The sequence below is a fragment of the Antrihabitans cavernicola genome, assembly GCF_008297975.1.
In the GTDB taxonomy this organism is placed as follows: domain Bacteria; phylum Actinomycetota; class Actinomycetes; order Mycobacteriales; family Mycobacteriaceae; genus Antrihabitans; species Antrihabitans cavernicola.
The window spans coordinates 1-12,476 of sequence record NZ_VLNY01000016.1 but is presented as its reverse complement, the minus strand read 5'-3'; the positions used below and the strand labels follow the sequence as shown (position 1 = coordinate 12,476).

The window sequence follows — 12,476 nt, the reverse complement described above, 5'->3', positions numbered from 1 at the left end:
CTCAGCGGCCAGCCCCGATCGGTTGACCGAGCGCCGTCAGCAGCATGTTGCCGATGAACGACGGCCCGAGCACCGACAGCGAATCCGGTGTCAGCAACGTCGTCGGCACCGTTTGAATGTCGCAGCCCGACGGCCGAGGCGCGTTAGGGGCCAACCGCTGCTTCAGCCAGGCGAAGGCATCGGGTGCGCCCGTGATCGCGACGACGCCGTGGGTGGACATCACCTGCGGGAAGGGGCGCGGCGGGAACTCCTGGCGGCGATACGTCACCGGCGTTCCGCCTGCGCAGTAACCGTTCACCTGTCTGTCCGTCGCCACGATGGGAGCGACCTCTTCGGTGACGCCGTTGTAGACGTAGAGCGGCGCGGTCGGAATGTTGTTCGTCATGCCGCGATCGTCGATCGCCTTCCGCAAGATCGGATCTTTCAGCACCACGTCGATCGGCTGGTTCAGTAGGGTCCGATAGTCGAACCACAGGTTGGCCAGCACGTTCTGGCCGAGGCAGTGATTGGCCGTTTCGGCCATCCGCGCAGCCCCGTCCGGCGTCGCGAACTTGTTGACTTCTTGGGTGAAGCCGGGCACATCCTTACCGATTGCACTGAGTGCGATCGGGATCAATCCCGCGAGCGGCGTTGCGTTCGCCGCACGGAGCGATGCTTCGAGGTCACGCTCGGGAGCGCCGAACGCGGCACCCTTGATGTTGAGCTCGGGAGCGTAGGTCGGCTGCAACTCCACAGCCCAGCTGCTGGCGATCGCACCACCCGAGTAGCCCCACATCCCGACGGGAGTGCTGGCACCGGTCAACCCGACGGGCTGGAATCCTTCGACTGCGCGAATCCCGTCCAAGACGGCGTAACCCGGCTCGCGCGGCGTCAGGAATCGATCGTTGATACCGCCGTGATCCGGCAGCGCGACCGCCCAACCCTGCTCCAAACCTGCTGCGGCGAGGGCAACTTCGCCGCCCGGCAACGCAAAGGTCAAGGGGCCTGCCGGATTGCCCAATTCGATCGGAAGCCCATTGGTCAAGCTGTACGACGGACCGCAGATCCGGGAAATCGAATCGGTGGCCGCCTGGTAGGACAGCAACGGACGCGGCTTGGCAGGTCCACGGGGAATCATCACCGTCGTCACCGCCGCGTACGGGGAACCGTCGGCGGCGGTCGTGCGGTAGAGCAGCTGCCACGCCGTGACGTTGATCGGCAACAGCTGCAGCAATTTCACGTCGACCGGCCGACTCTTGAGCACAGCACCGGGTTTCGCGGCCGCAAGCCCCGCCGGGACGTCGTAGAAGGAGTCCGGTGGCGGTGGCGGTTCTGCCGACGCAGTCGAGCCTCCCACCACGATCATTGCCAGGGGCATCAGAACGGCAACGAGCAAGCTGAACATACGACGTGTTCGGCGAGGCGGTTCGGGCAGCAATTCGTACGTCACGTTTGCGGAGCTTAGGCTCGACAACCGGTGTGCGCAGCGGTTTCGCTGAAGTGAGACTTCCGTGTACCAAAAACCTTCACTCCGGTACGGAACTGGCGTGGGCGGCGATCACCCGCCAGTCGCCCGAACCGTCACGCAGCCACGTTCTCGTGTAGCGCATCCGAGCCCCGAACGGCTCACCTCCGATTTCACCCGCGAGTGTGCCGAGGAACCACGTGACGCCGGTATCGCCCTCGACGAACACCTGCAGATCTTCCTCGTCGACCCGGGTCAGCTGCTGCGATCCGGACCGCTGAATGTCGAGATCATCCTGCTTGGAGTACGTCTTGCCATCCATGCCGAGCGTGAAGATCAGCCGATCGTCGAGCAATCGATCGAGTGCATCGGCGTCGGCCGCCAGTTGCGCGGCTTGCAGTCCGCGCTCGGCTCTGCGTAGGTCTTCGGTGTCGTCCCTGCCCACGGTGCCCATGCCTTACATTGTCGCGCACACGTCACACTCTGACGAGCCTCTCGACCGCATCGACGACGGCACCAGCGCCGGCTTCGGCAGCGATTCGGGCAGCCAACTGTTCGGCGCTGTCACGGTGCGACTGTTCGGTCAAAGCCGAATCGATTGCCGCAGCGAGCTTGTCGGCGGTGAGCTTGGGGCGCTGCACCGTCGCCGAACTGACGCCGAGTTCGGCAAGCCGTCGCGACCAGAACAGTTGGTCGCCACCCGGCGAGGGTACTGCGACGGCAGGCAAACCGGCGCGCAACCCTGCGGCCATCGTCCCTGCACCGCAGGAGTGCACCACGGCCGCGGCCTTGCCGAACAGCCAATCGTGCGGCACGCCCCCTACGGTGATGATCTGGTTGTCGTTGCCGGCATCCAGCGCGGCACCGCCCGCCTGAACCACACCGCGGACGCCGACCTTACGCAGGGCCTCCGAGGCAATTTCCGAGATTCGGGCGGCCTCGTCGGCGGTCACGATGAGGCTTCCCAGTCCGAAAATCACTGGTGGCAAGCCGGATTCGAGGAACGAGACCAGATCGTGCGGCGGCTCCCAGCCGATGGGCTGCTGCGGCCACCAGTAGCCGGTCACCTCCAGTCCGGGACGCCAATCCGCAGGCCGAGGCACCACGCTCGGCGAAAAGCCATGCAGGATAGGCCATTCAGCGTCCGTGCGCTGTCGCCGCATCGCTTTGGCGGACATCCGCGGCAGGTCCAGTTGTTCGCGAAAGGCTGCAATGGTCTTGCCGTACATGCGATCGATCACTCCGGCAGCACGTCGACCGGCAGCACGGTTGATCATCGAACCGGCAGACCAGCCGCCCATCAGCGACGGTGGAAACTCGGCCGTTGTCGACATCGGTTGCAAGCGAACGCCGATGCTCGGGATGTTCCTCGCTTCGGCGAGCGGGTGGCCGGCAAGTTCGGCGAACGGCGACAGGAGCAGCACGTCGGCACGCACGTCGTCGAGCGCGGCGAGGAGGTTTCGCCCGGTAGCGAGCATCCCCTTCGGCGAGACCGCTTGCTTCGCGATCTTCATCGGATTCGCTTCCAGATCGATGTCGCCGCTTACCGCGAATTCGACCGAGCGAGCCTCCAGACCGCACTCCGATACCGAGTCGGCATACTCGGTCACGGCGGCAACGACAACCTCGTGGCCTGCTTCTTTCAGACGACAACCGAAGTCGGTGAACGGCGCGACATCTCCACGCGAACCGATCGCGGCAATTGCGATTCTAGCCATCATCTCCCCTTCATTTGTGTTGCTGCTAAGGATGTTTGGTTGCGATCTCGAAGGTGGTGACCAAGTGCTCGCCATAGGCGACGACGTCGAAATCTGGATCGGCCATCGACCTCATCAGTGCGCCGCCGATCGCGCCCCGCACCGCCGTCGCCGTGAAACTTGGCGACAGCGAGCGGAATTCGCCATTGTCGACTCCGAGCGCAAGTATGGAATCGAGCTCGAGGCTCGACATGTCGGCGAGCACCGACGGGTCGACACGCAGTTGATGCAGGCGCTCACCGGTGCTGCTGCGATAGTTGGAACCGATCTCCATCAACGCGATCTGATGCGATCGATGAGTCGCGATGTACTGAACATGCGCCCGGATGTGGGCCGAAAGTTTTCCGCGCGCCGTGGTTTCCGATTCCATGTCCGGCGTCATGATCGCGATCAACGACCGATACAGCTCGGTGACGATTGCCGCCACCAAGTCGTCCTTGTTGCCGAAGTGATAGAGCACCACACTCATCGCGACGCCCACTCGCTCCGCGATCTTGCGAACCGAGGCCTGGTGGTAGCCGAGTTCGGCGATCGTCTCGATCGCGACATCGACAATCTGCGCACGGCGCGCTGTCTCTGTGAAGGTCGCGTCCTCTTTAGATCGCATGATCTAACTCTAGATCAGTTGATCTAAATTGTCCATGCCGCCCGCCGCGAGAACAATTCCGTAGGTCCCGCCACTACATGCCGCGTAGTCTCCTTTCGCATGCGGGGGGCTTGGCCACTGACGGGGCGCATCGAGGAAATGCGCCTGGTCGACCGGGTCCTGACCGCCCCTGACGAAGGCGGTGGCCTGGTCATCGTCGGACAGCCAGGCGTCGGCAAAAGTCGCCTCGCTCGAGAGGCGCTGGCGGCAGCCGCATCCCGTGGCAGCTCCACCGCGTGGGCCGTCGCTACCGCCTCGGCGCGCACGGTGCCGCTCGGCGCGCTGGCATCGTGGACCGGCTCCGAGAGCACTGACCCCCTCAAGCTGGTGAGCAGCGTGATCGACACTCTCTCCGACAACAACGCGCGCTCGAATATCGTTGTGGGCGTTGATGATGTACACCTGCTCGACGATCTGTCGGCGTTCGTTCTCCATCAGTTGGTGCTGCGTCGCGTGGCCAAGGTGGTGGTGACGATCCGCCTCGGCGAACAAGCGCCCGATGCGGTGACGGCTCTGTGGAAAGACCGCCATCTGGACCGCCTGGAACTGCAACCGCTGTCGGAAGAACAGTGCCGATCCCTGATGGGAAGTGTGCTCGGCGGCCCCGTCGACCCCGAGAGTGCGCGTCGGATCTGGACACTGACCCGCGGCAATGTCCTCTACCTGCGCAACGTCGTCGACCAAGAGGTGTCCGATGGCCGCTTGAAGAAGCGAAATGGACTGTGGCGCTGGGGCGGTCGACCCGTCGTCTCACCGAGCCTGATCGATCTGATCGAGGCACGCATCGGCTCACTTCCACCAGATGTGGGAGACGTGGTCGATGCACTCGCCGTCGCGGAGCCCCTCGAACTGACGCTGCTCGAGCGCATCGCCAATCCCGCCGCGATCGAGGAGGCGGACACCCGCGGATTGATCGTGATCGACCGCGCCGATGCGGTCCCGCAAGCGCGAGTCGCTCACCCGCTCTACGGCGAAGTTCGACGGGCGCGCGCTGCTTCCTCGAGACTGCGTCGGCTTCGTGGTGAGATTTCGACCGCGCTGGGCGTGCGCGAGAGCAAACCTGGACTGGTCCGACGTGCGACGCTCGCGATGGACTCGAACCTGCCGCCGAACGCGACGCTGTACACCGACGCAGCCGGGGCCGCGATGTCACTGCTGGACCTCGGTCTTGCCGAACGACTCGCACATGCTGCGGTGCGAGCCGGAGGTGGCACATCGGCACAGATAGTTCGAGCGCACGCGTTGACGATGCTCAGCGACGGTTTGCAGGCAGAGGCTGCGCTCGCAGAGATTCCGCTCGACAGGTTGGACGATTCGCAGCGAGCCCGCGTGCTTCTGTTGCGGGCGGGAAATCTGATGTGGGACCTCGCGGATCCTCGACGCGTCGACGATCTGCTCGCGTCGGAGGAGGTCACCTCCGATGCGACGTTGACAGAATCCGTCGTGGCTTTTCGAACGATCTGCCTCGCCGTAACGGGTGACCCTCGACAGGCACTGCAGCTGTGGGGTAATCGTGACGCCTCCAGCCTGCCAACCTTCCCCGCTATGCTCGCGGTGTGGGGGCAGGTAATCGCCCTGGGAGATGTCGGGCGGAGCAACGACATCGGGCCGATCATCGCGTTCGGATTCGAGCTTGCCGCGCAATCGCCGGAGGCATCCGGCCACACCTTTCAGCTTTCCGACAGCCAAGTCCGCGCGCTGCTACTGGCAGGACGGATCGCCGATGCAGATGCGGTCGCCACGCGAATGTTTCGGTTTGCCGCCGATCTTCCGGGCTTTCCGCACGTCGTCGGATCGGCATTGATGGGTACCGCAGCACTCGCAGCCGGTCGGCTCGCGGTCGCACGTGCGCTGCTCGACGAAGCAGTCCAAGGTTTCGCATCGATCGACGACACCACGGGCGTCGGGTACCACTACCTGATCTTGCTCACCCAGGCGATCGCGATGACGGGTGATCACGACGCCGCAGCGGGCACTCTCGAAGCTGCACGGCTGCAGCGACATACGGCATTCGCACTGGACGAGCCGAATCACATTCTTGCGGATGCGTGGGTATCGGCAGCCCGGGGCCTGTCCAGTGAGGCCATCGTCATCGCGCGTCGCGCCGCTCAAACTGCTTGTGTCAACGGCCAGTTCGCGTGGGAGGTGCTCTGTTTGCAATCCGCGACACAATTCGGCGACCGCACCAAAGCTGAGCGGCTCGCCGAGCTCCGGGCGCAGGTGGACGGACCTCGCGTGCGCGCAGCAGCGAATTTTGCGTCCGCAATGGCCACCAACGACGCCGCGGCGATGCTCGCCGCGTCCGGCCAGTTCGAAGAGATCGGCGATCGAATTGCAGCTATGGACGCGGCGGCACGCGCCGCAATTGCGTATCGGCACAACGACATGCGTGGCTCCGCAGTGACCTGCGCTTCGCGTGCCCAACGTCTCGCGCAGGAGTGCGGGGGCGCGCGCACTCCCGCATTGAGCGAGTGCGCACAGCCGCTACCGCTGACCACCCGTGAGCGAGAAATCGCCATGCTCGTCGGTGCCGGGCTGTCCAACCGAGAGATCGCGAACCGGCTCTCCGTTTCGGTCAGGACCATCGAAGGCCACCTCTACCGAGCCGGCCTCAAGACCGGCGCGCGGAATCGCGACGAATTGGGCGCCTCGGTCATCGGTAGCTGATCAGCGCTCGCGAGCAACACAGGCTGTCGCGACGACCGTCACGTAGTTCACCACAAACTTCCACCCGCAGCGTCGATGACAGCACCGATGCCGTCGAGCAACTTCGTGAGCTGCGCAGACGGAAACTGAGCGTGGTCGGCGGTCGTCGGAACCTGGTCGAGCCACTCGTCGCGACTGAAGCGATGTTCCCAGTCGAAGAGCCACCGCTGTGGCTCGCCGAATCTGCTGTCCGACCGCACTCCGTCCGCCGCCTTGTCGGCGAGCGCCGAATACCCGTCGACCGCCCGCATCGCCGATCCGCGACTGGCGATCGAGTTCGGTGCGACGCGGCGATAGACGTCCGCGAACTCGCGAGACAGGTCGGCGGGTGGCTCCGCGGCATTCCAGAACAACGCGAGACGCCCGTTGGGCCGCAACACTTTCGCAGCCTTCGCCGCGCCGCGAACCGGTTCCACCCAATGCCAGGTCTGGCCTGCGACGACGGCATCGAAGGTGCGTCCTTTCGCATCCCAATCCTCGAATGTCGATACCTCGACGTCGAATCCACCCCGGCGCGCGAACTCCGCCATGCGCGGATCCACGTCGACGCCGAGGACGTCGCAGCCGGCAGACCGAAACTGCCGGGCAGCGATACCGGTTCCGCACCCGACATCCAGCATGGTCCGCCCCGGACTTTCCGCAACGATCTGCCGCACCATCACATCGGGATAGCGAGGCCGCGCGCGGTCGTAGCGTTGAGGGTCGATGCCGAACGACTCGGCGATCCCACGAGCTCGATGCGGCTCCTCGCGAGGTAAAGTGACCATGCGCCCACTATGAATGGGCGCTTGCCCATTCGTCAAGCAAAGGACCGAAGAATGCCGACCGGAGTGGCGATTCGCGATGCCCGCCGGCAATTGTTCGACGCCGCCGAGAGGGTCTTGTTGCGGGACGGGCCGAACGCCTTGACCAGTCGCGCGGTAACTATCGAGGCGGGCTGCGCCAAGGGCGTCCTGCATCGACACTTTGCCGATTTCGATACGTTTCTCGCCGAATTGGTGTCCGATCGCGTCACTCGCGTCGCCGATCAAGCTGCCGCTCTGAAGGATCGCCCGGGCACCGGCACGGTCGTCGACAATCTGGCCGCAGCATTGACCGTGCTGTTCGAGTCGATAGCCGTTGCCGTTGTCGGACTGATCATCTCACGTGACGGTTTGCGGGCCCGCTTGCGCGAATTGACGCCGACCGGAATCCCGATTCTGACCGAGGCGGCCGCCATGATCGCCGATTATCTTGCCGCAGAACGTGATCTAGGCAGAATCGCATCGAGCACCGACGTCGATTCGCTGGCACCGATGCTGATCGGCGCGGGCCATCTGCTCTTCGCCGACCGCACGGGCACAGCGCCGAGCGCAGCAGCGGTGCGCAAGGTAGTGGCGACCGCCATTGCCGAGATATGAAGCGGCACAAGTCCTACGAATCGCCGACGACTTTTCGTTCTCGCTGCACAAGATTGGGCCCGACCTGTCGTATCGTCGGATCGGGGAGTCAAGACGAATTCGTCCGTCGATCATAGGAGCTACTTGTGAAATTGCGTCGCCACCTGGTCATTGCCGCCATCGCAGCAGTCGGGGCCCTGATCGCAACGGCCGCACCGGCATCGGCTGCCACCACCAACTTCACGCCCACCTACACGTTGGGCGACGGCGCATGCGCAGGCACCATCGATGCGTACTACAACCCGGATCAAGACTTCGAAGGAATCGATCCCACCATTTGGATCCGGCCCGACTTCACCTTCATCAATCCGATATCGGGTGCGTACTGCGGCGTCAACGCGACACTCACCTTCCGCAATCTCGATACCGGCGGCACCGGCACCACGATTTCGGTCCCCGTCGGCGACAACACGCCGTTCGGCCCGAACAATGGCGGCCTATGGGTGCCGCTGCTCCCCGCGACCGGCAAGGGGCGCATCGAAGCGACCATCACCACCAACCTGCCGAACGTTCCGGGTAAGGCGACGTTCACCGCGCCATAACGGGCGCGAACTTCGCCGCTGCTCCGTAGTCGTGGCTGGCAACGACCTCGATCTCGGCAGGCAGCGCATGTAGGCGGTGGACGACACGGAATGCGTCGAGCCTGTCGGCGTCTACGATCTGACCTGGGAATGGTGCCTTCTCCCTGAGGAGTTGGACCTGCAACCCGTGCCAGACGGCATCGCCGGCAAGCAGGACGCGCCGTCCGTCGTCGAGCGCCACGAGCACGCCGACACTTCCCGGCGTGTGACCGGCGAGGTCGACGAGCAGTACCGACCCGTCGCCGAACACGTCGTGGCTGCGTTCGAAGGTCAGCACCGGAGGGCCGTCGAGTTCGTAGGCCTCGAAGGTCCGAGTCGACAACGGGCCCCGAGCAATTCCGGACGGTGCGGCCGAACCATCCATCGCCCAGCTGCGTTCTGTCGCCAGCGCGCGAACCGGCAGACGGTCCGGCAAATCAAGCAGTCCGGAAACGTGGTCCCAATGCAGATGAGTCGGCAGCGCGAAATCTATTCCGCCGACGTCGATTCCGTGCTGCGACAGGATCTCGGCAAGTCCGATGACAGGCTTCGCGGGCGACACGATCGGACGGATCAGCGGCGAGATTTCCGGCAGCACCCGATGGTGGACATCAGCGCACATCGCAGGGTCGACCACAAAACGTGCTGAAGGATGCTCGACGAGGAACGTCGTCATGCCCGACCGCACCTGTCTCGGTTTTCTCGCACCCTCGGCGATGAACGCGGCAGGGTTGTTCTTGCTGGATTGAACCAGCGACGTCAGCTTCACAGTTGCGCGCGCCCGAGGCAGAGCAGCGTTGTCGAGGCTCTCGAGAAATCGGCGATCGGGCTTGCGTGGACGCAGCAGCCGACCCGGTGTCGCTGCAAGCGCACCACAGCATTTGACGATCATCTCGGCATTTGTGGTCATGACTTCATCTCCTGGGCAACGATTTTCGCGATGCGGTCGGCAACACGTCGGATCGGAGCCGCGTCGCGCTCGGTCCGCGCGAGCAGCAAGGCGCCCTCCAACGACGAGATCGCCAGCAGGGCCAGGTCGGACGCCGATTCCGGCTCGATGCCGGAACGGGTGAGATAGTCGGTGAGCGATTGCAGCCAGCTCGAGAATCCGTCGTTGCACGCCTGACGCACCACGTCGCTGTCGGACGCGTCGAGCGCTACGCCCGCGATCGGGCAGCCGTTACGAAAGTCGGATTCGACGAGATGATCGGCCAGCAGATCGCCGATCGCTCGGCTCGCCGCCATCGGATCCGCCGACCGTTCTACGACGGCGTCGATGACGTTGCGCAGCTGGAGCGCGCCTGCGGTGACGGCCTCCGCCGCGAGTTGCTGCTTCCCACCCGGAAAATGAAAGTAGAGCGAGCCTTTCGGAGCGGCAGCCTCGGCGAGAATCTGGTTCACACCGGTCGCGTGATAGCCCTGGGTGCGGAACAGGCAGCGTGCGGTCTCTACAACCCGGGTTCGTGTTTCTCCGCGAAGCGCCACATCTGAAACTATAGAGACTGGTCTAGTAATTAGCCAGAACTACCGATGCCGTTCGGTCCCCAGCAGCTCGTAGGCGACCTCGAGCGACACCTTCTTCTGCTCTTCGAGGCTCGCGTCGAGATCGGTACCGAAGTTGGGGCCACCCATCGGTCGGAACACGATCGCCATCATCGCCGCGCGGATTCGAGTACGGGTGTAGAGATCGGCGTCGGGGGGAGTCAGCAACCCGAGCAGCGCGAAGATCCACAGCTTGGGACCGAAGTCTTCGCGTTCGCCCTGCGCGGCCGCCTCGGCCGCGTGGAGCGAGCGAATCACCGGCTGATTCTCTTGAAGGAGACGCAGGATGCGACTTGCGTCGCCGTAGAACAGGTCGGCAAGCCGCTCGAGCAGTTCGAACTGGAACTCGGCCGAGAAGGGCTGCTCGATTCCCCATTCGACCAGCGCATCCACCGATTCCTTCATCTCCGCCATCAGGCTGAGAAGGATCGCTTCCTTCGATTTGAAGTGGTAGTACAGCGCGGCCTTCGTGACGCCGAGTTGCTCGGCGATCTCCCGCAGCGACGTGCCGTCGTACCCACGCTCGGTGAACAACTCGAGCGCGACCTGCCGGATTCGCTCCCGCATGCTGCCTTCGGTAGGCGGCATCCGCTCACGCTCCTCGTGTCCGTATTGACATCCTCATTCGGAAGATTACTATACGGCAGGTAAGTAGCTAACCGGTCGGCAAGTAAGCGGGTGGGGTATATGACAGAGCAAATTGCGATGCCGCAGGTGGACGACGAGGAATTTCCACACCGGAGTTCCCGCGAAATCATCACCGTGATGAGCGGACTGATGATCACGATGCTGTTGGCGATGCTCGACAACACCATCGTCGGTCCGGCACTGCCGACCATCGTCGGCGATCTGGGCGGGCTGCAGCACCTCTCGTGGGTGCTCACGGCATACACGCTGGCAACCGCCATCTCGACGCTGCTGTGGGGCAAGCTCGGCGACCTGTTCGGACGTCGGGGAACGTTCATGGCGTCGATCGTGCTGTTCCTGATCGGATCAGCGCTCACCGGCATGTCGCAGAACATGATGGAGCTCATCGGCTTCCGTGCACTGCAAGGTCTCGGCGCCGGTGGGCTGATCGTGGGCGTGATGGCCATCCTGGGCGAGCTGATTCCGCCCGCAGAACGCGGTAAGTACCAGGGCCTGTTCATGGCGATCATGCCGCTCGCGATGTTGGGCGGCCCGCTGATCGGCGGCTGGATCACCGACAACGCATCGTGGCGCTGGGCGTTCTACGTCAACATCCCGCTGGGCGCGATCGCGCTGACCACGGTGTGGTTCACCTTGCACCTGCCGCATCGCAACAAGGGCAAGGTCACCATCGACTGGTGGGGTGCGGGCACTCTCGCCGTGTGGGCGAGCGCGCTGGTCCTGCTCGGTAGCTGGGCGGGAACCCAATACGCTTGGGGCTCTTGGCAGATCGTGCTGCTCGCCGTGCTCGCGGTGGGATTTTTCGCGGCGTTCGTGGCAATCGAGCAGCGCGTCGACGAACCGATTCTGCCGTTGCACGTCTTTGCCAACCGCAACTTCGCACTTGCCGGTGCACTGGCGTTCGTGATCGGCATGGCCATGATGGGCGCGGCGGCGTACCTGCCGCAGTTCCAACAGCTGGTGCAGGGCGCATCGGCGACCAACAGCGGACTTCTGTTGCTGCCCATGATGTTCCCGATGATCATCGCGAGCCTCATCATCGGCCAGATGACGACGCGGACGGGCAAGATCCGCATCTTCCCGATCATCGGCGGCGCGATTCTCACCATCGGAATGTTGATGTTCACCCAGGTGCACGTCGACACCACCAAGCTGATGCTGAGCTCGTTCATGGTGGTGCTCGGCTTCGGCATCGGCTGCTTGATGCAGCCGTCGATGCTGATCGCGCAGAACAGTGTGAGCATTCGCGACATGGGCGCGGGCATGGGCGCGAGCACGTTCCTGCGAACCATGGGAATGTCCTTGGGCACAGCGATTCTCGGCACGGTCTACACGACTCGGCTCACCGATACTCTCTCCGATCGCGCAGGAGCGGCGGGCGATCAGTTGGTGAAGGGCGGAGCGCAACTGCCGCCGTCGGTGATCCACACCCTGCCTGCTCAGTTGCAGGACGCGCTGCACCACGGCGTGACCAACGGGATCGCGGGCGTGTTCTGGGCAGGCTCTGCCGCCGCCCTGATCGCCTTCGTCGTGTCACTCTTCTTCAAGGATGTGAAGCTCAAGGGCTTCAGCGCTCCGGCGCCCGAGCAGAAAGCGGCGGAAGTCAACGCCGTCTAGGGCGTGTCTCCCGAATATTTGCGTCCTGACCAGCGAGTATTAGCCGATGACGCGGATGGGTGTGATTTCTGACGAGTTCTGGGCTGCTGTCGAACCGGTGATGCCCTCGGATGTAGG

At 64.0% G+C, this 12,476-nt stretch carries 12 protein-coding genes; 4 read left to right on the top strand and 8 right to left on the bottom strand.

The annotated features are described in order from the left end of the window. Position 1: 1 nt before the first annotated feature. The 4 genes from FOY51_RS23030 to FOY51_RS23015 form a co-directional block, all read right to left on the bottom strand. Positions 2 to 1,429, bottom strand: a complete 1,428-nt coding sequence (locus tag FOY51_RS23030) for a lipase family protein (RefSeq protein WP_235916669.1) — start codon at positions 1,427 to 1,429, stop codon at positions 2 to 4. Between the two features lie 76 nt (positions 1,430 to 1,505). After that, positions 1,506 to 1,898: a nuclear transport factor 2 family protein gene (locus tag FOY51_RS23025; RefSeq protein ID WP_149432618.1), complete on the bottom strand. Its 393-nt coding sequence runs from the start codon at positions 1,896 to 1,898 to the stop codon at positions 1,506 to 1,508. A 22-nt stretch (positions 1,899 to 1,920) separates the two neighbouring features. Beyond that, positions 1,921 to 3,162, bottom strand: coding sequence for a glycosyltransferase (locus FOY51_RS23020; protein WP_149432617.1), 1,242 nt, complete (start codon positions 3,160 to 3,162; stop codon positions 1,921 to 1,923). 25 nt (positions 3,163 to 3,187) lie between these two features. Continuing rightward, entirely contained in the window at positions 3,188 to 3,808 is a 621-nt protein-coding gene (locus FOY51_RS23015; RefSeq protein ID WP_149432616.1) for a TetR/AcrR family transcriptional regulator, read from the bottom strand. A 99-nt stretch (positions 3,809 to 3,907) separates the two neighbouring features. On the opposite strand from FOY51_RS23015, the gene FOY51_RS23010 reads away from it, so the two are divergent. Beyond that, positions 3,908 to 6,514: a LuxR C-terminal-related transcriptional regulator gene (locus tag FOY51_RS23010; protein WP_149432615.1), complete on the top strand. Its 2,607-nt coding sequence runs from the start codon at positions 3,908 to 3,910 to the stop codon at positions 6,512 to 6,514. A 47-nt stretch (positions 6,515 to 6,561) separates the two neighbouring features. Here the strand turns inward: FOY51_RS23010 and FOY51_RS23005 are convergent, their stop codons facing one another. After that, on the bottom strand, positions 6,562 to 7,320 hold the full coding sequence (locus tag FOY51_RS23005) for a class I SAM-dependent methyltransferase (RefSeq protein ID WP_149432614.1): 759 nt from the start codon (positions 7,318 to 7,320) through the stop codon (positions 6,562 to 6,564). A 51-nt stretch (positions 7,321 to 7,371) separates the two neighbouring features. Between FOY51_RS23005 and FOY51_RS23000 the strand changes: the two genes are divergently transcribed. Both FOY51_RS23000 and FOY51_RS22995 read left to right on the top strand, forming a co-directional pair. Next, positions 7,372 to 7,953, top strand: a complete 582-nt coding sequence (locus FOY51_RS23000) for a TetR/AcrR family transcriptional regulator (protein WP_149432613.1) — start codon at positions 7,372 to 7,374, stop codon at positions 7,951 to 7,953. A gap of 125 nt (positions 7,954 to 8,078) precedes the next feature. Further along, on the top strand, positions 8,079 to 8,534 hold the full coding sequence (locus FOY51_RS22995) for a hypothetical protein (protein WP_149432612.1): 456 nt from the start codon (positions 8,079 to 8,081) through the stop codon (positions 8,532 to 8,534). On the opposite strand, the gene FOY51_RS22990 is transcribed toward FOY51_RS22995, so the two are convergent. Genes FOY51_RS22990 through FOY51_RS22980 form a run of 3 tightly spaced genes read right to left on the bottom strand, consistent with a single transcriptional unit; the run spans position 8,521 to position 10,682 of the window. Continuing rightward, positions 8,521 to 9,462, bottom strand: a complete 942-nt coding sequence (locus FOY51_RS22990) for an MBL fold metallo-hydrolase (protein WP_149432611.1) — start codon at positions 9,460 to 9,462, stop codon at positions 8,521 to 8,523. The two genes, FOY51_RS22995 and FOY51_RS22990, sit on opposite strands and share 14 nt — an antisense overlap. Next, on the bottom strand, positions 9,459 to 10,037 hold the full coding sequence (locus tag FOY51_RS22985) for a TetR/AcrR family transcriptional regulator (RefSeq protein WP_149432610.1): 579 nt from the start codon (positions 10,035 to 10,037) through the stop codon (positions 9,459 to 9,461). Before FOY51_RS22985 ends, FOY51_RS22990 begins: the two co-directional genes overlap by 4 nt. 39 nt (positions 10,038 to 10,076) lie before the next feature. Further along, positions 10,077 to 10,682, bottom strand: coding sequence for a TetR/AcrR family transcriptional regulator (locus FOY51_RS22980; protein ID WP_149432609.1), 606 nt, complete (start codon positions 10,680 to 10,682; stop codon positions 10,077 to 10,079). A gap of 99 nt (positions 10,683 to 10,781) precedes the next feature. On the opposite strand from FOY51_RS22980, the gene FOY51_RS22975 reads away from it, so the two are divergent. Continuing rightward, the gene (locus FOY51_RS22975) at positions 10,782 to 12,359 is read left to right on the top strand and encodes an MDR family MFS transporter (RefSeq protein WP_235916668.1); all 1,578 of its coding nucleotides are present in this window, start codon (positions 10,782 to 10,784) and stop codon (positions 12,357 to 12,359) included. The last annotated feature ends 117 nt before the right edge of the window (positions 12,360 to 12,476 follow it).

What these genes read in the sequence shown, in the direction of transcription:
- FOY51_RS23025 (WP_149432618.1), bottom strand. Translation starts at nt 1,898, where the DNA reads ATGGGCACCGTGGGCAGGGACGACACCGAAGACCTACGCAGAGCCGAG.
- FOY51_RS23020 (WP_149432617.1), bottom strand. Translation starts at nt 3,162, where the DNA reads ATGGCTAGAATCGCAATTGCCGCGATCGGTTCGCGTGGAGATGTCGCG.
- FOY51_RS23015 (WP_149432616.1), bottom strand. Translation starts at nt 3,808, where the DNA reads ATGCGATCTAAAGAGGACGCGACCTTCACAGAGACAGCGCGCCGTGCG.
- FOY51_RS23010 (WP_149432615.1), top strand. Translation starts at nt 3,908, where the DNA reads ATGCGGGGGGCTTGGCCACTGACGGGGCGCATCGAGGAAATGCGCCTG.
- FOY51_RS23005 (WP_149432614.1), bottom strand. Translation starts at nt 7,320, where the DNA reads ATGGTCACTTTACCTCGCGAGGAGCCGCATCGAGCTCGTGGGATCGCC.
- FOY51_RS23000 (WP_149432613.1), top strand. Translation starts at nt 7,372, where the DNA reads ATGCCGACCGGAGTGGCGATTCGCGATGCCCGCCGGCAATTGTTCGAC.
- FOY51_RS22990 (WP_149432611.1), bottom strand. Translation starts at nt 9,462, where the DNA reads ATGACCACAAATGCCGAGATGATCGTCAAATGCTGTGGTGCGCTTGCA.
- FOY51_RS22980 (WP_149432609.1), bottom strand. Translation starts at nt 10,682, where the DNA reads ATGCCGCCTACCGAAGGCAGCATGCGGGAGCGAATCCGGCAGGTCGCG.
- FOY51_RS22975 (WP_235916668.1), top strand. Translation starts at nt 10,782, where the DNA reads ATGACAGAGCAAATTGCGATGCCGCAGGTGGACGACGAGGAATTTCCA.